The sequence below is a fragment of the Streptomyces sp. WG5 genome, from assembly GCF_049974565.1.
Classification (GTDB): domain Bacteria; phylum Actinomycetota; class Actinomycetes; order Streptomycetales; family Streptomycetaceae; genus Streptomyces.
Genome location: NZ_JBNGGC010000062.1, coordinates 1 through 18,199 on the forward strand (window position 1 = coordinate 1; position 18,199 = coordinate 18,199).

At 70.8% G+C, this 18,199-nt stretch carries 17 protein-coding genes and 1 pseudogene; 10 read left to right on the forward strand and 8 right to left on the reverse strand.

Annotated features, from left to right (window positions below; genetic code table 11):
- Nucleotides 1–262: 262 nt before the first annotated feature.
- A complete protein-coding gene (locus ACP4IX_RS35230; RefSeq protein ID WP_426558638.1) occupies nt 263–1,021 on the forward strand; it encodes a hypothetical protein in 759 nt (252 codons plus the stop codon).
- 268 nt (nt 1,022–1,289) lie between these two features.
- Here the strand turns inward: ACP4IX_RS35230 and ACP4IX_RS35235 are convergent, their stop codons facing one another.
- Together ACP4IX_RS35235 and ACP4IX_RS35240 are read right to left on the reverse strand one after the other, a co-directional pair.
- The gene (locus ACP4IX_RS35235) at nt 1,290–2,261 is read right to left on the reverse strand and encodes a pirin family protein (RefSeq protein WP_426558640.1); all 972 of its coding nucleotides are present in this window, start codon (nt 2,259–2,261) and stop codon (nt 1,290–1,292) included.
- A gap of 112 nt (nt 2,262–2,373) precedes the next feature.
- Nucleotides 2,374–2,853 (reverse strand): SseB family protein, encoded by a 480-nt coding sequence (locus ACP4IX_RS35240; RefSeq protein ID WP_019324792.1) that lies wholly within the window; start codon nt 2,851–2,853, stop codon nt 2,374–2,376.
- 162 nt (nt 2,854–3,015) lie between these two features.
- On the opposite strand from ACP4IX_RS35240, the gene ACP4IX_RS35245 reads away from it, so the two are divergent.
- The 3 genes from ACP4IX_RS35245 to ACP4IX_RS35255 all read left to right on the forward strand — a co-directional run bounded on the left by ACP4IX_RS35245 (nt 3,016) and on the right by ACP4IX_RS35255 (nt 6,614).
- Nucleotides 3,016–4,842: an acyl-CoA dehydrogenase gene (locus ACP4IX_RS35245; RefSeq protein WP_426521107.1), complete on the forward strand. Its 1,827-nt coding sequence runs from the start codon at nt 3,016–3,018 to the stop codon at nt 4,840–4,842.
- Nucleotides 4,843–4,939: 97 nt separating this feature from the next.
- Complete coding sequence (locus ACP4IX_RS35250) at nt 4,940–6,238, forward strand: M18 family aminopeptidase (protein ID WP_426521077.1); 1,299 nt, start codon at nt 4,940–4,942, stop codon at nt 6,236–6,238.
- A 124-nt stretch (nt 6,239–6,362) separates the two neighbouring features.
- Nucleotides 6,363–6,614 carry a DUF6458 family protein gene (locus ACP4IX_RS35255; protein ID WP_376674559.1) on the forward strand — a complete coding sequence of 84 codons (252 nt, stop codon included), beginning with the start codon at nt 6,363–6,365 and terminating at the stop codon, nt 6,612–6,614.
- A gap of 117 nt (nt 6,615–6,731) precedes the next feature.
- On the opposite strand, the gene ACP4IX_RS35260 is transcribed toward ACP4IX_RS35255, so the two are convergent.
- Nucleotides 6,732–6,926, reverse strand: coding sequence for a hypothetical protein (locus ACP4IX_RS35260; protein WP_426558642.1), 195 nt, complete (start codon nt 6,924–6,926; stop codon nt 6,732–6,734).
- Nucleotides 6,927–7,211: 285 nt separating this feature from the next.
- Here ACP4IX_RS35260 and ACP4IX_RS35265 point away from each other — a divergent pair, with 285 nt between their 5' ends.
- A complete protein-coding gene (locus ACP4IX_RS35265; RefSeq protein ID WP_426526874.1) occupies nt 7,212–7,805 on the forward strand; it encodes an XRE family transcriptional regulator in 594 nt (197 codons plus the stop codon).
- Between the two features lie 55 nt (nt 7,806–7,860).
- Here ACP4IX_RS35265 and ACP4IX_RS35270 read toward each other — a convergent pair whose 3' ends face one another.
- Complete coding sequence (locus ACP4IX_RS35270) at nt 7,861–8,253, reverse strand: cupin domain-containing protein (RefSeq protein WP_426526855.1); 393 nt, start codon at nt 8,251–8,253, stop codon at nt 7,861–7,863.
- 52 nt (nt 8,254–8,305) lie between these two features.
- On the opposite strand from ACP4IX_RS35270, the gene ACP4IX_RS35275 reads away from it, so the two are divergent.
- The 3 genes from ACP4IX_RS35275 (at nt 8,306) to ACP4IX_RS35285 (ending at nt 12,756) form a co-directional block, all read left to right on the forward strand.
- Nucleotides 8,306–9,310 (forward strand): helix-turn-helix domain-containing protein, encoded by a 1,005-nt coding sequence (locus tag ACP4IX_RS35275; RefSeq protein WP_426526857.1) that lies wholly within the window; start codon nt 8,306–8,308, stop codon nt 9,308–9,310.
- Nucleotides 9,307–9,801, forward strand: a complete 495-nt coding sequence (locus ACP4IX_RS35280; protein ID WP_426526859.1) for an LURP-one-related/scramblase family protein — start codon at nt 9,307–9,309, stop codon at nt 9,799–9,801. The genes ACP4IX_RS35275 and ACP4IX_RS35280 overlap by 4 nt, the downstream gene beginning before the upstream one ends.
- Nucleotides 9,802–10,131: 330 nt before the next feature.
- Nucleotides 10,132–12,756 carry a peptidoglycan recognition protein family protein gene (locus ACP4IX_RS35285; protein ID WP_426558644.1) on the forward strand — a complete coding sequence of 875 codons (2,625 nt, stop codon included), beginning with the start codon at nt 10,132–10,134 and terminating at the stop codon, nt 12,754–12,756.
- Nucleotides 12,757–12,985: 229 nt separating this feature from the next.
- On the opposite strand, the gene ACP4IX_RS35290 is transcribed toward ACP4IX_RS35285, so the two are convergent.
- Nucleotides 12,986–13,780 carry a carbon-nitrogen family hydrolase gene (locus ACP4IX_RS35290; RefSeq protein ID WP_426526863.1) on the reverse strand — a complete coding sequence of 265 codons (795 nt, stop codon included), beginning with the start codon at nt 13,778–13,780 and terminating at the stop codon, nt 12,986–12,988.
- A gap of 195 nt (nt 13,781–13,975) precedes the next feature.
- Here ACP4IX_RS35290 and ACP4IX_RS35295 point away from each other — a divergent pair, with 195 nt between their 5' ends.
- Nucleotides 13,976–14,800 (forward strand): maleylpyruvate isomerase family mycothiol-dependent enzyme, encoded by an 825-nt coding sequence (locus tag ACP4IX_RS35295; protein WP_426526865.1) that lies wholly within the window; start codon nt 13,976–13,978, stop codon nt 14,798–14,800.
- Between the two features lie 125 nt (nt 14,801–14,925).
- Here ACP4IX_RS35295 and ACP4IX_RS35300 read toward each other — a convergent pair whose 3' ends face one another.
- Both ACP4IX_RS35300 and ACP4IX_RS35305 read right to left on the reverse strand, forming a co-directional pair.
- Nucleotides 14,926–16,236 carry an MFS transporter gene (locus ACP4IX_RS35300; RefSeq protein WP_426526867.1) on the reverse strand — a complete coding sequence of 437 codons (1,311 nt, stop codon included), beginning with the start codon at nt 16,234–16,236 and terminating at the stop codon, nt 14,926–14,928.
- Entirely contained in the window at nt 16,233–16,883 is a 651-nt protein-coding gene (locus tag ACP4IX_RS35305; RefSeq protein WP_426526870.1) for a GntR family transcriptional regulator, read from the reverse strand. The genes ACP4IX_RS35300 and ACP4IX_RS35305 overlap by 4 nt, the downstream gene beginning before the upstream one ends.
- 218 nt (nt 16,884–17,101) lie before the next feature.
- Here ACP4IX_RS35305 and ACP4IX_RS35310 point away from each other — a divergent pair, with 218 nt between their 5' ends.
- The gene (locus ACP4IX_RS35310; protein WP_426526872.1) at nt 17,102–18,031 is read left to right on the forward strand and encodes a D-alanyl-D-alanine carboxypeptidase family protein; all 930 of its coding nucleotides are present in this window, start codon (nt 17,102–17,104) and stop codon (nt 18,029–18,031) included.
- 80 nt (nt 18,032–18,111) lie between these two features.
- On the opposite strand, the pseudogene ACP4IX_RS35315 reads toward ACP4IX_RS35310, so the two are convergent.
- Nucleotides 18,112–18,199 (reverse strand): annotated as a pseudogene (locus ACP4IX_RS35315) (2-oxo acid dehydrogenase subunit E2); the annotation flags it as partial.

Genomic DNA, 18,199 nt, shown 5'->3' on the forward strand with positions numbered 1-18,199 from the left:
TGACCACCACCCCGACCGGCCCCGACCTGGTGACCGGCGGAGACTTCGGCCTCGAGGCGTCGATCGTGCCCGTCATCCTCAGCCTGCTGATCGCGATCCCCATGCTCATCGCCGCCCACCGGCGCGGCAACCTGACACCCATGCGCCGCAGCCACCGCTGAACACCCGATGGCCGCCGACCGCCCCCCTGACCCCTGACAAGGGCGCGGCGACCGGCTTCGGCCACTGAGCCCCCTGTCCCGACAAGTCGATGGAGATTCTTATGCGTTCACACCTCGCCGCCCGACCCACTCGCCTGGTCCTGGCCGTCACCGCCACGGTGGCCCTCGCCGGCAGCCTCACCGCCTGTGACTCCGACGACGACACCGCGGCCGCGGGGCAGAGCTCGGCGCAACCCTCGTCCCCGACCACCGGCGGATCCGGGGCTCCCACCAAGAGCTCCTCCGGGTCCCCGGCCGCGACCACGGGCTCCACCGGCTCCACGGGCACGGCGGCAGGCAACTCGGGCGGCTCAGGCGGCTCAGGCGGCTCAGGCGGCTCAGGCGGCTCCAACAGCTCGAACAGCTCGGGCGGCTCGGGCGCCGATGACCGGCCCGCATGGGAACGCGGTGATATCTGCACCACCAGCGACGTGGACTTCTCCTTCACCGCCGGTGAAGGCGACTACGTCGTCGTCACCGCCAAGGCCCAGGACGGCATCGCCTGCTGGCTGGACCACAGTGCACCCCTGGTCGTCTTCAACGACTCCGAGAGTGCCAAGCCCTACCCGTCCGAACTGATGAAGCTCACCCCTCCGGACGCGATCGAGCTCTCCGGCACCACGGCCGCCTACGCCACCCTCATACCGAACACCACCCGGGCCGAGGACGCGATGGAAGCCGACGCGGCGGATATCGCCGTCGCCGAGGGAGACTCCGACGGTTTCTCCGTCGTCGAACTCCCGGGCACCTACAGCGTGAGCGAGTCAGCCATCACCGACTGGTACCCCAGCCCGGACGCCGCCACCCCCCAAGCCAACTGACGCACCCCACACACCGCCCGCACACCACCCCCGGCACCCCACGTCAGCGGGCACGGCCCCGCCCTCGATGCCGTCGCGCGTCAAGACCGGGCGGGGCCGCCGTAGGTGTGGCTCGTACACGGCTCACATGCGGGTGCCGTCGACAAACGTGCACAGGTTCATCGAGCTGCCGACCCGACCCGTTGAGGGAACCGAGAAGGCGGCAGCAAGCGCGGAACGAGCCCTCCCGTGTCCGGGCGGGCTCGTCCGCGTGTAGCTCCAGCGAGCCCTACAGCCCGGCCTCCGACATGCCGTGCACCGCCGGGACGGTGCCGAGCCGGCCCTTCTGGAAGTCCTCGAAGGCCTGCTGGAGCTCTTCCCGGGTGTTCATGACGAACGGCCCGTAGTGCGCCATCGGCTCCCGGATCGGCTGCCCGCCCAGCAGCACGACCTCCAGGTCGGGCGTGTGCGAGTCCTGCTTCTCGTCCGCACGGACGGTCAGCGAGCCACCGGCACCGAAGACCGCCGTCTGCCCCAGGTGGACCGGCCGCCGCTCGGCACCCACCGACCCGCGCCCGGCCATCACGTACGCCAGACCGTTGAAGTCCTCCCGCCAGGGCAGGGTGACCTCGGCGCCCGGCGCCAGCGTCGCGTGGACCATCGTGATCGGCGTGTGCGTGATCCCGGGGCCCTCGTGACCGCCCAGCTCACCGGCGATGACACGCAGCAGCGCGCCGCCGTCCGGGGAGGTGAGCAGCTGGACGCTGCCGCTGCGGATGTCCTGGTAGCGCGGGGCCATCATCTTGTCCTTGGCCGGCAGGTTCACCCACAGCTGCAGCCCGTGGAACAGCCCGCCGGACATGACCAGCTGCTCCGGCGGCGCCTCGATGTGCAGCAGACCGGAACCGGCCGTCATCCACTGGGTGTCGCCGTTGGTGATGGTGCCGCCACCGCCCTGGCTGTCCTGGTGGTCGAAGATGCCGTCGACGATGTAGGTGACGGTCTCGAAGCCGCGGTGCGGGTGCCACGGGGTGCCTTTCGGCTCCCCAGGCTGATAGTCCACCTCGCCCATCTGGTCCATCATGATGAACGGGTCGAGATGGCGGTAGTTGATCCCGGCGAACGCGCGGCGCACCGGGAAGCCCTCCCCCTCGAAACCGCTGGGCGCGGTCGTGACGGTGAGCACGGGACGTGCGACGGCGTCGGCGGGTGCGGATACGCGGGGCAGCGTCAACGGGTTCTCGACGGTCACTGCAGGCATGTCGGTACCTCCTCGGGTACACCCATTTTAGTTGAGCGTTGAACTTTCTGCCACCTTGAACAGAGAGAGCCCGGAGGGCATTCCCTCCGGGCTTGCACAGCGGCGGCATCCGTCAGCCGTACATGCGGCGCATCGCAAAATCGACCATCTGTTCGACAGCCTTGGCGTCGAACACCATCCGGTGCTCGCCCTCCATGTCCAGGACGAAGCCGTAGCCGGTCGGCAGCAGGTCGATCACCTCCGCGCCGGTGATCACGAAGTACTTGGACTCCTTGCCCGCGTACCGGCGCAGCTCCTTGAGCCCGGTGAACATCGGGATCACCGGCTGCTGGGTGTTGTGCAGCGCGAGGAAACCGGGGTTGTCACCGCGCGGGCAGTAGACCTTCGAGGTCGCGAAGATCTGCTGGAAGTCCTCGGCGGACATCTGGCCGGTGGTGAAGGCGCGCACCGCGTCCGCGAGCGAGGGCGGGGACGGCTCGGGGTACAGCGGCGGCTGCTGCCCGTATCCGCCGGACATCCCGCCGGACATCGGCTGCTGCGGCGGGGCGTACTGCTGCTGCTGTTGGCCCGCGGTCTGGTCGTAGCCGTACATGCCGCAAAGAGTAGCGAGTGACGAGTCACAGATGCCCCGCTCGGGGTTGCTTCTTATTACCGGCGGGTAGCATCATCGGAGCTACTACTCGGTACGTGTAGTTGGTATGTGTACAGATGCGAGGAGTACGTGCCTCGCCGATCTCTCAACGGAGCCGTCGCCATGGGGCACTACAAGCCGAATCTCCGGGACATCGAGTTCAACCTCTTCGAGGTGCTCGGCCGCGACAAGGTCTACGGCACCGGCCCGTTCGCGGAGATGGACACGGACACCGCCAAGAGCGTCCTGGAGGAGCTGACCCGCCTCTCGGAGAACGAGCTGGCCGAGTCCTTCGCCGACGCCGACCGCAACCCGCCGGTCTTCGACCCGGAGACCAACACCGCGCCGGTCCCGGCGTCCTTCAAGAAGAGCTACCAGGCCTTCATGGACTCCGAGTACTGGCGGCTCGGCCTGCCCGAGGAGATCGGCGGCACCACCTCGCCGCGCTCCCTGATCTGGGCCTACGCGGAGCTGATCCTCGGCGCCAACCCGGCCGTGTGGATGTACTCCTCCGGCCCCGCGTTCGCCGGCATCCTCTTCGAGGAGGGCAACGAGGTGCAGAAGCACATCGCGTCCTTCGCCGTGGAGAAGCAGTGGGGCTCCACCATGGTCCTCACCGAGCCGGACGCCGGCTCGGACGTCGGCGCCGGCCGCACCAAGGCGGTCCAGCAGGAGGACGGCTCCTGGCACATCGAGGGCGTCAAGCGCTTCATCACGTCCGGCGAGCACGACATGTCGGAGAACATCCTCCACTACGTCCTCGCCCGCCCCGAGGGCGCCGGCCCCGGCACCAAGGGCCTGTCCCTCTTCCTCGTCCCGAAGTACGAGTTCGACTTCGAGACCGGCGAGCTCGGCGAGCGCAACGGCGTCTACGCCACCAACGTCGAGCACAAGATGGGCCTGAAGGCCTCCAACACCTGCGAGATGACCTTCGGCGACCGCCACCCCGCCAAGGGCTGGCTGATCGGCGACAAGCACGACGGCATCCGCCAGATGTTCCGCATCATCGAGTTCGCCCGCATGATGGTCGGCACGAAGGCGATCTCCACCCTCTCCACCGGCTACCTCAACGCCCTGGAGTACGCCAAGGAGCGCGTCCAGGGCCCCGACCTGGCCAACTTCATGGACAAGTCGGCCCCCAAGGTCACCATCACGCACCACCCGGACGTCCGCCGCTCCCTCATGACGCAGAAGGCGTACGCCGAGGGCATGCGCGCGCTGGTGATGTACACGGCCTCCGTCCAGGACGAGATCCAGGTCAAGGAGGCGAACGGCGAGGACGCCGCCACCGAGCACGCCCTCAACGACCTGCTCCTGCCGATCGTCAAGGGCTACGGCTCGGAGAAGGCCTACGAGCAGCTCGCCCAGTCGCTCCAGACCTTCGGCGGCTCCGGGTTCCTCCAGGAGTACCCGATCGAGCAGTACATCCGCGACGCCAAGATCGACACCCTGTACGAGGGCACCACGGCGATCCAGGGCCAGGACTACTTCTTCCGGAAGATCGTCCGCAACCAGGGCGCCGCGCTGAACTCGCTCGCCGAGGACATCAAGGAGTTCCTCGCCCTCGGCACCGGCGGCGAGGAGCTGTCCGGCGCCCGCGAGCACCTGGCCAAGGCCGCCGTCGAGCTGGAGGCCATCGTCGGCGTCATGCTCACCGACCTCGCCGCCACCGAGCAGGACGTCAAGAACATCTACAAGGTGGGCCTCAACACCACCCGCCTCCTCATGGCCTCCGGTGACGTGATCGTCGGCTACCTGCTCCTCAAGGGCGCCGCCATCGCCGCCGAGAAGCTGCCGACGGCCTCCGCCAAGGACAAGGCCTTCTACACCGGCAAGATCGCCGCCGCGAAGTTCTTCGCCGCGAACGTCCTGCCCGGCGTCACCCTGGCCCGCAAGGTCGCCCAGGGCGTCGAGCTGGACCTGATGGAGCTGGACGAGGCGGCTTTCTAGCCACCGGGGTCCGGTCTCCACACTCCCCTCACACCCTCACGAGGGCCCGCTCCCGGTCTACCGGAAGCGGGCCCTCGCGCGTCGTTAAGGTAAACCCATGAGCGCACCCTCCCGCTTCGACCGCGGCCACACCGACGACCTCATGTCCTTCCTCGCGGCCGGCCCCACGCCGTACCACGCCGTGGCGGCCGCCGCCGAGCGGCTGGAGAAGGCGGGCTTCCGGCAGGTCGCGGAGACGGACGCCTGGGAAGGGACGAGCGGCGGCAAGTACGTGCTGCGCGGCGGTGCGATCGTGGCGTGGTACGTCCCCGAGGGCGCCGCGCCGCACACCCCCTTCCGCATCGTCGGCGCGCACACCGACTCCCCCAACCTGCGCGTGAAGCCCCGCCCGGACACCGGGGCGCACGGCTGGCGGCAGGTCGCCGTGGAGATCTACGGCGGCCCCCTGATGAACTCCTGGCTCGACCGCGACCTGGGCCTGGCCGGCCGCCTCACCCTGCGTGACGGCACCACCCGCCTGGTCAACGTCGACCGCCCGCTGCTGCGCGTCCCGCAACTCGCCATCCACATGGACCGCAACGTGTCCGCGGAGGGCCTCAAGCTCGACAAGCAGCGCCACCTCCAGCCCGTCTGGGGCCTCGGCGACACCGTCCGCGACGGCGACCTGATCGCCTTCCTGGAGGACGAGGCGGGGCTCGCCCGCGGCGAGGTCACCGGCTGGGACCTGATGACCCACTCCGTGGAACCCCCGGCGTACCTGGGCCGCGACAAGGAGCTGGTGGCCGGTCCCCGCATGGACAACCTCCTGTCCGTGCACGCCGGGGTGGCCGCCCTGGCCGCCGTCGCGACCTCCGGCGCGGACCTCCCGTACATCCCGGTCCTGGCCGCCTTCGACCACGAGGAGACCGGCTCCCAGTCGGACACGGGCGCGGACGGCCCGCTCCTCGGCAGCGTGCTGGAGCGCTCGGTCTTCGCGCGCGGCGGCTCCTACGAGGACCGGGCGCGCGCCTTCGCCGGCACCGTCTGCCTCTCCTCCGACACCGGCCACGCCGTCCACCCCAACTACGCGGAACGGCACGACCCGACGCACCAGCCGCGCGTCAACGCCGGCCCCATTCTCAAGGTCAACGTCAACAACCGCTACGCCACGGACGGTTCGGGCCGCGCGGTGTTCGCCGCCGCCTGCGAGAAGGCGAACGTCCCCTTCCAGACCTTCGTCTCCAACAACTCCATGCCGTGCGGCACGACCATCGGCCCGATCACCGCGGCCCGGCACGGCATCAGCACCGTCGACATCGGCGCGGCCATCCTCTCGATGCACAGCGCCCGGGAGTTGTGCGGCGCCGACGACCCGCACCTGCTGGCGAACGCCCTGGTGGCGTTCCTGGAGGGCTGAGTCCTCGAGCCCGCTCCGGCCGGAACGCCCGTGCGTCGCATGGGAGTTCCGGCCGGGGGTACCCGAGCGGAACCGGATCGGCCGGAAAACCGGAACCGACCGGCTCTACAGGGAGGCGACACTCATGGGCCTCGGCGGGTGCATCATCCTCATCGCCGTGGGAGCCATCCTCACGTTCGCGACCGACTGGGACATGCAGGGCGTCAACCTCGACCTGGTCGGCGTCATTTTCATGATCGTCGGCCTGATCGGTGTCGCGACGTTCAGCAGCATCGCCCGGCGCCGCCGCGTCGTGATGCCGCCGACGACCCCGGTCGTCGAGGACCGGCCCCACCACCACACGCGGGACGGGTACAACAACGGCTACGGCGCCTGAGCGCCGCCGCGGGTGTCCGGCGCGTCCGGGCACAAGTCCGCCCGGCGGTGAACAGGGCCGCCTCCACGGATCCGTGAGCCACCGCGGAGACCGACCGGTCTGCGCCCGCGCGCCCCGTCAGTGCCCCTCGGGGTGCCGCCGCAGGAAGACGTCGCAGTCGGTCACGGTCGTCATGTCGCCCACGGATCGCGCACGGTCCCGTACGGCAGTGAGTTCGGCGCACGCCGCGCATCCCTCGACCGGTGCCGGTTCCTGGTTCAGGCGCAGCGGCAGTTCAACGGGGGGCGTGCTGTATCGCGTGGGTTCGGTCATGACGGGATCGTGGCCCACCCTTGCGGACGTATCTCGGCCGTACAGCGGACAGTTGGAACGTTGAGCACCAGCTTCGAAGAAAGCCCGAAAGGTTCGGTTGCGGGGGTTGACTTGAACGATGCTCTCAAGTGCGCGATGCACAACGCGGGTTTGTCCGCCCGGCAGCTCGCGTACCGGGCGGGGGTATCGACGAAGCAGGTGGAACGATGGCTGAGCAATCCTGACCTCACACCACACGCGAGAAACCGAGCGGACGCCTGCCGGGCGCTGGGAGTGGACGAAGAGATGTTGTGGCCAAAGGCTGTGCAAGACCGCGTGAAGACGGGGACCGACCGCGAACTGGTCCACAGCTACCCGTACCGGTCCGCGTGCCCGTCGACGGTCTGGACCGAGCTCGTGGAGTCGGCGGAAGTGGACCTGTTCCTCGCCGGCTACACGAACTACTTCTTCTGGTCCCAGGTTCCCCACTTCGCCGACACGGTCCGACGCAAGGCGGACGCGGGATGCCGCGTGCGGTTTCTGCTCGGGGATCCGAACGGAGAAGTGACCCGGCAGCGAGAGACCGTCGAGGACGTCGCCTTGACCGTTTCGACGCGCATCAGCATCACGCTGGAACACCTGGACCGCCTCGGGCCGGTGGAAGGCGTGGAGACACGCGTCTCCGCACCGGAGGACGCCATCAACCACGTCAGCCTGTCCGTGTTCCGGTTCGACGACGACGCCCTGGTGACGCCCCATCTCGCGCGACTGGTGGGCCACGACTCCCCGCTGCTGCATCTGCGTCGGCACGGCAGCGGAGGCATGTTCGACCGATTCGCGGAACACGGCGAGGAGCTGTGGGGACGGGCTGAGGCGCGGGTCCCTGGGCCCCGTACCTGAGCTGGGCCCGGCCGGAGGCGGGACCCACCCGGAGATCAGGGGCGGCGCCCGGTGCTCACGTCAGCGCGTGCCCCGTCGTCGCGTCCACGTGGGCGGGCACCTCGTCGTGCCGGTCGCCCACGGTCGACGTCCCCGTCGGTTCGAGGAGCAGGATCTCGGTGGGGACGGGGGCGTACGGCTTGTGCTCCGTGCCGCGCGGGACGGTGAAGACCGAGCCCTTGGGCAGGACGACCGTGCGTTCCCCGGCGGGTTCGCGCAGCGCGATGCGGAGTTCGCCGTCGAGGACCAGGAAGAACTCGTCGGTGTGGTCGTGCACGTGCCAGACGTGCTCGCCCTCGGCCTTGGCGATACGGACGTCGTAGTCGTTGACGGTGGTGACGATGCGGGGGCTCCACTGCTCGGTGAAGGACGCGAGGGCGGAGGCGAGGGAGACGGGTTCCTGTGACATGACGTCATCGTGCGGGCTGCCGCACCCGGCGGACGAGTGCTAGAAACCGCACATGCCGCAAGGATCCTCTCAGCCGCCGCGACCCCACCGGGTCGCCGTGATCGTCGACGAAGGCACCAATCCGTTCGAGGTGGGCTGCGCCACCGAGCTGTTCGGGCTGCCGCGGCCCGAGCTGGGGCCGGCCAACCCGCTGTACGAGGTGTCGCTGTGCGGGCCGGCCCCCGGGATCCGGATGAACCACGGGTTCTTCACGCTCGCCGGCGTACCCGGGCTGGAGATCGCCGACGAGGCCGACACGCTCGTCGTCCCCGGCCGGCCGGACAACGTCGTACCGCGCGGCCCGGCCGTCCTGGACGCCATCCGGCGCGCGCACGCGCGGGGCGCACGCGTCGTCAGCCTCTGCACCGGCAGCTTCGCGCTCGCCGAGGCCGGGCTGCTGGACGGGCGGCGGGCCGCCACGCACTGGCTCTGGGCGGACTCCTTCCGCCGACTGCACCCGAGGGTGCTGCTGGAGCCGGACGTGCTGTTCGTGGACGAGGGCGACATCCTCACCGCCGCGGGCAGCGCGGCGGCGCTCGACCTCGGGCTGCACATCTGGCGCAAGGACCACGGCGCCGAGACCGCCAACGCCGTCTCCCGGCGGCTGGTGTTCGCCACGCACCGGGACGGCGGGCAGCGGCAGTTCGTGGAGCGACCGGTGCCGCACGTGCCCGACGAGTCGCTCGCGCCCCTGCTGGAGTGGGCGCAGGAGCGGCTGGGCGAGCCCCTGACCGTGCCGGACCTCGCGCAGCGCGCGGCGGTGTCACCGGCGACCCTGCACCGGCGGTTCCGGGCGCAGCTGGGGACGACGCCGCTCGCCTGGCTGACGGCCGAGCGCGTGACCCTCGCCCGGCGGATGATGGAGCGCGGGGAGGAGCGGCTGGACGTGGTCGCGGCGCGGAGCGGGCTGGGCACCGCCGCGAACCTGCGGGCCCGGCTGCGGCGCGAGACGGGGCTCAGCCCGTCGGCCTACCGGCGGCGTTTCGGCCCGGGTGCGGGGGAAGCGATCACGTCATGAGATTCCTCGTGTACGACCGGCTCCTCGGCATCGGTGACGACTACTGGATCGAGGACGACAAGGGCGCCAAGGCGTACCTCGTCGACGGCAAGGCGATGCGGCTGCGGGACACCTGGGAGCTGAAGGACACCCAGGGGAACGTGCTCATCGACATCCGCCAGAAGATGCTCACCCTGCGCGACACGATGGTGATCGAGCGGGGCGGCGAGCCCCTGGCCCGGATCAAGCGGAAGCGGCTGTCGCTGCTGCGCAACCACTACCTGGTCTCCCTGGCCGACGGCACCGAGCTGGACGTCAGCGGCAAGGTCCTCGACCGGGAGTTCGCCATCGAGTACGACGGTGAGCTGCTGGCCGTCGTCTCCCGGCGGTGGCTGACCCTCCGGGACACCTACGGCGTCGACGTCGTCCGGGACGACGCGGACCCGGCGCTGCTGATCGCGCTGACGGTGTGTGTGATCCACCTGGCGGAGAAGGAGCGGGGGAACGACTGACGGCGGTGCGCGACGAAGCGGCCGGGAGGGCTGGGCCGGTGCCGCTGCCGCGGCACTCCGCCGGTACGGCGTCCGAGCGTAGGGCGCCGGGACGGCGCCCGGACGGTACGGCCCCGACGCCCGGAAGGTACGGCTCCGCTCGGTGAGGCGCCCCGCCGGTAAAGCGCCCGCGGCACGCGTACGCGGCCCGCGCGGCGCCCGGGTCCCCGGCCGGTCACGGCGTCGCGGACGGCGCTCCGCACGCCCCGGCACATGGCGTACCCGCGCGGGTCAGTACCATGCGGTCGATCGTTCGTGTCATGTTCATACAGGGGTGGGAACAACTTGAGATTGAGACGTCGAGTACGCCGTACGGCCGTGGGCTCCGCCCTCGGTGTCGTCGCGGTCCTGGGTCTGCAGAGCGTCGCGGGCGGCGCCGCTGTCGGGACCGGGAACGCGACGGCGCACCAGCCGAGCGTGTACAGCGCCGCCGGGCAGGAGTCCGCGCCCGTCAAGAGCGAGGTGCACAGGCTGGCGCTCGCCGACAAGGGCCGGGGAGAGGCCGTGCTGTCCCGGCGGGACACCGAGCGCTTCGCCCTCCTGGGTGTCTCCTGGACGGACCCCGCGGCGACGGTCGAGGGGACCATCCAGGCGCGGGCCAGGAACGCCGAGACGGGTGAGTGGGGCGAGTGGAAGGACCTCGAGCCCTACCCGGCGCTGCTCGACGGCCGTCGCGCGGGCGCGCGCGGTTCCACCGAGCCGATCTGGGTCGAAGCCTCCGACGGCGCCGAAGTCCGCATCAGTGACGGCGCCGCCAACGGCACCCTGCCGGCCGGTCTGCGCCTCGACCTGGTCGACCCGGGCACCACCGAGGCGGACGGCGCCTCCGGGACCCTGAACGCCGAGCCCGCCGCCTTCGCGCAGGACGTGCCGCCCACGACGCCCGGCCCGGCGTCCTCGGCGCCGCAGCCGGCCATCGTCTCCCGCGCCGACTGGGGCGCGGACGAGAGCCTGAACGACGAGGGCCCCATCTACCTGCCGGACGGCAAGATACGTGCCGCCTTCGTGCACCACACGACGGACGCGGAGTACGACTGCTCGGAGTCCGCCGCGGTGGTCCGGGCGATCCACGTCTACCACGTGAAGACCAACGGCTGGCGCGACCTCGGGTACAACTTCCTCGTCGACAAGTGCGGCAAGATCTTCGAGGGCCGCCAGGGCGGCATCGACCAGCCGGTGATGGGAGCCCACACCTACGGCTGGAACTCCCAGTCGACGAGCGTCGCCTTCATCGGCAACTACACGCGGCAGACCGCGCCCGACGCGGCCCTGGTCTCGGCGTCGCGGGTGATCGCGTACAAGCTCGGCCAGTACGGCGTCAACCCCGCGGGCAAGGCCACGCTGACCGCGGGCGCCACGCAGACGAACTACTTCCGTACGTCCTTCACCGCCGGTCAGGACTACACCTTCGACGCCGTCTCCGGGCACCGCAACGGCTACAACACCGAGTGCCCCGGCACCATGCTGTACCCGCAGCTGCCCACGATCCGGGGCTACGCGAGCGGCACCGTGGCGGGACTCGCCGTCACGTCGCTGAGCGGTGAGGCGACCAAGGCGGGCAGCGGCTACCAGACGCCCGGCCAGGCCTCGGTCAACTGGACCACGTCCACCCAGAACGGCCTGATCCACAAGTTCGAGGTGCTGGTCGACGGCCAGGCCGTCGGCTGGAGCTGGGGCCACATCCGCACGTCGTCCGTCACGATCGAGGGGTACGGCGCGCACACGGTGGCCGTCCGCGCCACACACACCTCGGGCAAGGTGACGACGTCCGCTCCGGTCACGGTCACCGTGCCCGGCCCGAAGACCTTCAAGCCGGTCACCCCGACCCGGCTGATGGACACCCGGTCCGGCCTGGGCGTGGCGAAGGCCAAGGTCGGTTCCGGCGACGAGGTGGTCCTGCAGGTCACCGGCAACGGCGTGGTCCCGTCCACCGGCGTCGGCGCGGTCGTCCTGAACGTCACCGCGACCAACCCGACCTCGTCCTCCTACGTCTCGGTCTACCCGAACGGCACCGAGCGCACGTCCGCGTCGAACCTGAACTTCACCGCCGGCCGGACCATCCCGAACCTGGTGGTCGTCCCGGTCGTCGACGGCAAGGTGCGGTTCTACAACCACGCGGGCACGGTCGACCTGATCGCCGACGTCACGGGCTACTACACGACGGGCACCGACGGTTCGACCCACGTCAACCTCGGTCCGAAGCGGCTGATGGACACCCGCTACGGCATCGGCGTGCCGAAGGCGGCCGTCGGCCCCCGGGGCCAGGTGACGCTGCCCGTCGCCGGCGTCGAGGGCGTCCCGGCCGAGGGCGTCACGGCGGTGGTCCTGAACGTGACCGCCACCAACCCGACCTCGTCCTCCTACGTCTCGGTCTACCCGGACGGCACGACCCGCACCTCCGCGTCCAACCTGAACTTCACCGCCGGCCAGACCATCCCGAACCTCGTGGTGGTCCCCGTCGTCAACGGCAAGGTGAACTTCTACAACCACGCCGGCACGGTCGACCTGATCGCCGACATCACCGGCTACTTCACCTCGGGGACCGAGGGTGCCTCGCACATCAACCTCGGTCCGAAGCGGCTGATGGACACCCGCTACGGCATCGGCGTGCCGAAGGCGGCCGTCGGCCCCCGGGGCCAGGTGACGCTGCCCGTCGCCGGCGTCGAGGGCGTCCCGGCCGAGGGCGTCACGGCGGTGGTCCTGAACGTGACCGCCACCAACCCGACCTCGTCCTCCTACGTCTCGGTCTACCCGGACGGCACGACCCGCACCTCCGCGTCCAACCTGAACTTCACCGCCGGCCAGACCATCCCGAACCTCGTGGTGGTCCCCGTCGTCAACGGCAAGGTGAACTTCTACAACCACGCCGGCACGGTCGACCTGATCGCCGACATCACCGGCTACTTCACCAAGTGAGTCCCGCCTGACCCCGAGCAACGCGTCACGACGGCTCCCGAGGCCTGCTTCCGGCCTCGGGAGCCGTCGTCGTCGTACGGGGTGCCGGCCTACCCGCAGCCCGGTGGACGGGCCGCTCACGGCGGCGCCGACGGGGCCGAGGGGCCCCGCTCAGCACGTCCCGCTCAGCACGTCCCGCTCACCACGTCCCGCTCACCAGGCCCCGCTCACCGGGGCCGCGCGGGCGGGCCTACCGCCGAGGGGGCTCCAGCCCGAGCACCCGGTCCTTCAGTGCCGGGAACCGTTCGCGGGTCCGCGCCACCTCCGCCGGGTCGAACTCCACCGTGAGCACCTCCTCGTCCGCGCCGGCCTCCGCCAGCACCTCGCCCCACGGATCGACCACGACCGAGTGACCGGCCTGCGGAACTCCGGCGTGCGTCCCGGCCGTTGCGCAGGCGAGGACGAACGCCTGGTTCTCCACCGCACGCGCCCGGGCGAGGAGCGTCCAGTGCGACCGGCGGCGCTCCGGCCAGCCCGCCGGGACGACGAGCGTCTCGGCACCGGCGTCGACGAGGCCGCGGAAGAGTTCGGGGAAGCGGAGGTCGTAGCAGGTCGCCACGCCAAGGGTCGTCCCGGGCAGAGGGACCGTCACCAGTTCGCGCCCCGCGCCCATCAGTACGGCCTCGCCCTGGTCGAAGCCGAACCGGTGGATCTTGCGGTAGGCGGCGGCCAGGTCACCGGAGGGGGAGAGGACGAGAGAGGTGTTGTAGAGCCGCCCGTCGGCGGCACGCTCGGGGACGGACCCCGCGTGCAGCCACACACCCGCGTCACTCGCCGCCTTCGCCATCGCCTCGTACGTCGGGCCCTCGAGCGGCTCGGCCTCCGCGCCGAACTCGTCGAAGGCGAAGGCGCCCGTGGTCCACAGCTCCGGGAGTACGACGAGATCCGCGCCCGCCGCGTCCCGTACCAGCGAGGCCGCCCGCCGACGGCGCGCTTCGACGGATTCGCCCCCGTTCACGTCGATTTGGATCAAAGAGGCGCGCACGCTACCACCGTCCTGCCATTCGGGCCGTCCCCAAGGGTGTCCACACGGCCTACGATCGTCACACGAAAGCACTGCCGGGGTGCCGCACAGCAGCGTAACTTAGCGTTTCGACACACCCACTGACCGCCGCCACCTCCCGCAGGCGCCGCCGCCGAGACAACCGCCCGTGTACCGACCGCCGAGGGGTCCCGTTCCGTGAGTCTGCATCCCACCCTCCAGCCCTACGCCGACGCCTGGACTCACTCCATCGAGGCGATAACCGAGCTGGTCCAGCCGCTTGTGGAAGCAGAGTGGAACCGCCGCACCCCCTGCCCGGGCTGGTCGGTGCGCGACGTCGTCTCCCACGTCATGGGTCTGGACTCCGAGATGCTCGGCGACCCGCGCCCCATCCACACCCTCCCGCGCGACCTCTTCCACGTCACCAACGACCACCAGCGCTACATGGAGATGCAGGTCGACGTCCGCCGCCACCACACGGCGCCGGAGATGACGTCCGAGCTGGAGTACATGATCATCCGGCGCAACCGGCAGCTGCGGAACGAGTCGCGTGACCCCGGCACGAAGGTGCGCGGCCCGTTCGGCACCGAGCTGACCCTGGAGGAGTCGATGCGCCGGCACTCCTTCGAGGTGTGGGCGCACGAGCAGGACCTGCGCACGGCCCTCGGCCGTCCCGGCAACCTGGACTCCCCCGGCGCGCACGTCGCCCGCGACGTCCTGCTCGCCGCGCTGCCGGCCGTCGTCGCCGAACGCGCCGACGCGCCGCGCAGTTCCGCCGTCGTCTTCGACGTCCACGGCCCGGTCGAGTTCCTGCGCACGATCCGCGTCGACATCCAGGGCCGCGGCACCCTGGAGACGGCCCCCGCCCTCGGCCCCGCCGCCACCCTCACCCTCGACTGGGAGACCTACGTCCGCCTGGCCTGCGGCCGGGTGAGCCCCGACGCGGCGGCGGACCGCATCAAGACGGAGGGCGACCCGGACCTGGCGACGGCCATCCTGCGGAACTTCGTGGTCACCCAGTGACACCGGGGAGAGTGACGCCGGGGAACGGGACCGCCCCGTCCGACGCCTGAGGACGAGGCCGTCCGGGCCGAGAGCGGGGCCTGGGGGCAGCAAGCCCCCGGCCAGGCCCGCACCGGTCCCCGCGCCTACACCGGCACGTGCACCGTCTCCACCCGGCTGGCCACCAACCGCTCCCGCTCCCTGCGCGCCGCCCGCTTCCGCAGCCGCAGAATCTGCGTCACGCCCAGCGCCTGCAGCACGAACACCGACGAGAAGGCGACGGTGTAGTCGTCACCGGTCGCGTCCAGCAGCACCCCGACCGCGAACAAGGTGGTCATCGACGCCACGAAACCCCCCATGTTCGTGATCCCGGACGCCGTTCCCTGCCGCTCCGGCGGATTCGCCGGCCGTGCGAAGTCGAAACCGATCATCGACGCCGGCCCGCAGGCACCGAGCACCGTGCACAGCACGACGAGCAGCCACATCGGCGCACGGTCGGCCGGATAGGCGAGTGTCGCCGCCCACAGGAGCGCCGTCGCGCCCACCGTGCCGAGCGCCAGCGGCAGCCGGGCCGCGTGGTGCCGGGCGATGATCTGGCCGTAGACCAGGCCGACCGCCATGTTGGACAGCACCACGAGGGTCAGCAGCCCGCCGGCCGTCGCCCGGGTCAGCCCCTGCGCCTCGACCAGGAACGGCATCCCCCACAGCAGCAGGAACACCATCGCCGGGAACTGGGTGGTGAAGTGCACCCACAGCCCGAGCCGCGTCCCCGGCTCCCGCCAGGACATGGCGATCTGCCGCCGTACGTACGCGGCCCCCTGGTGCGGCAGCGGCTCCGGCTCGTGCCCCTCGGGGTGGTCCTTGAGGAACAGCAGCAGCAGGACGAAGACGACCACACCGGCCAGCGCGCTGCCCGCGAACGCCGCCGTCCAGCCGATGCCGTGCAGCAGCCGGGCCAGGACCAGGGTGGAGACCAGGTTGCCCGCCATGCCGACCAGGCCGGCGAGCTGGGCGACCATCGGCCCCCGCCGGGCGGGGAACCAGCGGGTGCCGAGGCGCAGCACGCTGATGAAGGTCATCGCGTCCCCGCAGCCGAGCAGCGCCCGCGAGGCGAGCGCCATGCCGTACGAGGGGGAGAAGGCGAAGCCCAGCTGCCCGACCGTGAACAGGACGACACCGATGCCCAGCACCTTCTTCGTGCCGAGCCGGTCGACCAGCAGGCCGACGGGTATCTGCATACCGGCGTAGACCAGCAGCTGGAGGATGGAGAAGGTGGACAGGGCGGAGGCGTTCACGTGGAAGCGGTCGGCCGCGTCGAGGCCGGCCACCCCCAGGGACGTACGGAAGATGACGGCGACGAAGTAGACGGAGACGCCGACGCCCCAGACGGCGATCGCGCGCCGGCCGCCCGGAGGGTCTCCGGGCAGCGCCTTCCCGGCCGACGTGGCCGAACTCATCGGACCTCCCCCCGGGCCAGGTGCGAGAACCAGCCCACGTGCCGGTGGACCACGCCGACTGCCGCCTCCGCGTCCCCGGCGCGCAGGGCGTCGAGGATCTCCTCGTGCTCGGCGAGGGTCTTGGCGATCCGGTCGGGGTGGGAGTGCATGACGGCGACGCCCATGCGCAGCTGGCGGTCGCGGAGCTGGTCGTAGAGGCGGGAGAGGATCTCGTTGCCGCCGCTGCGGACGATCTCGGCGTGGAAGCAGCGGTCGGTGACGGAGGCGGCGGCGAAGTCGCCGGCGGCGGCCTGCTCCTTCTGCCGGTCGAGCAGTTCCGCCAGCCGCTCCACGAGCGCGGGCGGGGCCGGTACGGCCTTGCGCGCCGCGTGTTCCTCGACCAGCAGCCGGGTCTCCACCACGTCCGCGATCTCCTGGGCGGAGACGGGCAGGACCAGCGCCCCCTTCTTCGGATACAGCCGGATCAGGCCCTCGGCCTCGAGCCGGAGCAGCGCCTCGCGCACCGGTGTGCGGGAGACGCCCACGGCCTCGGCGAGTTCACCCTCGGTGAGCAGGGTCCCGCCCTCGTAGTGGCGCTCGAGGACGCCCTGCTTGACGTGGGTGTAGACGCGGTCCGCCGCGGGGGGTTGCTTCACTGCCGTGGTCATGCCGACAGGATAGATACAACAGGGACGCAAGAATGCGACGGTCCACCATGCGGACGTCCGGCCACTCGTCAGGGGGACGCGGTGAACCGCCCCGGCCACCGCGCGGCCATCCGTGCTATTCACATGTCGCACGGACGCGGCCGGCACCACATCGACCACAACTCGGCCGCGCGCCAGGGGAATTCACCGAAACCGGGGTACTCGACTTGTTGAACGTCATGCAGGGGATCCGCCTCCGCGCCGCCGTCACCGCCGCCCTGACCGGCGGGGCCGTACTCGCGACCGGAGCCCTCACCGCACCCGCGCAGGCCGCCGCCGCACCCGGACGGGTCACCGCCGCGCCCGCACGGGCCGCCGCCGCGCCCTCGATCGTCGCCAAGGGCGGCTTCGTGATGAACGACGCGAACGGCAGGGCGCTCTACACCAAGGCCGCGGACACCAGGCGCGCCACCGGCTCCACCACCAAGATCATGACCGTCAAGGTCGTCCTCTCCCAGCCGAAGCTGAACCTGGACGCCAAGGTCACGGTCCAGATGGCATACAGCGACTACATCGTCTCGAAGAACGCGTCCTCCGCCCGCCTCATCGTCGGCGACAAGGTGACGGTCCGGCAGCTGCTGTACGGGCTGATGCTGCCGTCGGGCTGCGACGCCGCGTACGCCCTCGCCGACAGGTTCGGCACGGGGAAGACCCGTGCGGCCCGCGTGAAGTCGTTCATCGGCAAGATGAATGCGGAGGCGAAGAAGCTGGGCCTGAAGAACACCCGCTTCGACTCGTTCGACGGCATCGGCAACGGCGGGAACTACTCCACGCCGCGCGACCTGACGAAGCTGGCGAGCAGCGCCCTGAAGAACTCCACCTTCCGCACGATCGTGAAGACGAGGAAGTACACGGCGAAGACGGTCACGAGGAAGGGCGGCACCCGCACCATGGCGCCCTGGGTCAACACCAACACGCTGCTCGGTAGTTACAGCGGCGCGATCGGCGTCAAGACCGGCTCGGGCCAGGAGGCCAAGTACTGCCTGGTCTTCGCCGCGACCCGGAAGGGGAAGACCGTCGTGGGCACGGTGCTGACCTCCTCGTCCTCGGCGCAGCGCGCCAAGGACGCGACGAAGCTGATGAACTACGGCTTCGCCAGGCTGAACTGAGCCGCCCGGACCGCGGAAGGGGCGCCACGACTCCGGCTCGTGGCGCCCCTCCCGTCATGCATCCGCTCGGTGCGCGGCCTTCACGCCCAGCTGATCAACCGCTTCGGCTGCTCCAGGATCGCGGCGACGTCGGCGAGGACCTTGGAGCCGAGTTCGCCGTCGACGAGG

What these genes read in the sequence shown, in the direction of transcription:
- ACP4IX_RS35230 (WP_426558638.1), top strand. Translation starts at nt 263, where the DNA reads ATGCGTTCACACCTCGCCGCCCGACCCACTCGCCTGGTCCTGGCCGTC.
- ACP4IX_RS35235 (WP_426558640.1), bottom strand. Translation starts at nt 2,261, where the DNA reads ATGCCTGCAGTGACCGTCGAGAACCCGTTGACGCTGCCCCGCGTATCC.
- ACP4IX_RS35240 (WP_019324792.1), bottom strand. Translation starts at nt 2,853, where the DNA reads ATGTACGGCTACGACCAGACCGCGGGCCAACAGCAGCAGCAGTACGCC.
- ACP4IX_RS35245 (WP_426521107.1), top strand. Translation starts at nt 3,016, where the DNA reads ATGGGGCACTACAAGCCGAATCTCCGGGACATCGAGTTCAACCTCTTC.
- ACP4IX_RS35250 (WP_426521077.1), top strand. Translation starts at nt 4,940, where the DNA reads ATGAGCGCACCCTCCCGCTTCGACCGCGGCCACACCGACGACCTCATG.
- ACP4IX_RS35255 (WP_376674559.1), top strand. Translation starts at nt 6,363, where the DNA reads ATGGGCCTCGGCGGGTGCATCATCCTCATCGCCGTGGGAGCCATCCTC.
- ACP4IX_RS35260 (WP_426558642.1), bottom strand. Translation starts at nt 6,926, where the DNA reads ATGACCGAACCCACGCGATACAGCACGCCCCCCGTTGAACTGCCGCTG.
- ACP4IX_RS35265 (WP_426526874.1), top strand. Translation starts at nt 7,212, where the DNA reads ATGTTGTGGCCAAAGGCTGTGCAAGACCGCGTGAAGACGGGGACCGAC.
- ACP4IX_RS35270 (WP_426526855.1), bottom strand. Translation starts at nt 8,253, where the DNA reads ATGTCACAGGAACCCGTCTCCCTCGCCTCCGCCCTCGCGTCCTTCACC.
- ACP4IX_RS35275 (WP_426526857.1), top strand. Translation starts at nt 8,306, where the DNA reads ATGCCGCAAGGATCCTCTCAGCCGCCGCGACCCCACCGGGTCGCCGTG.
- ACP4IX_RS35280 (WP_426526859.1), top strand. Translation starts at nt 9,307, where the DNA reads ATGAGATTCCTCGTGTACGACCGGCTCCTCGGCATCGGTGACGACTAC.
- ACP4IX_RS35300 (WP_426526867.1), bottom strand. Translation starts at nt 16,236, where the DNA reads ATGAGTTCGGCCACGTCGGCCGGGAAGGCGCTGCCCGGAGACCCTCCG.
- ACP4IX_RS35305 (WP_426526870.1), bottom strand. Translation starts at nt 16,883, where the DNA reads ATGACCACGGCAGTGAAGCAACCCCCCGCGGCGGACCGCGTCTACACC.
- ACP4IX_RS35310 (WP_426526872.1), top strand. Translation starts at nt 17,102, where the DNA reads ATGCAGGGGATCCGCCTCCGCGCCGCCGTCACCGCCGCCCTGACCGGC.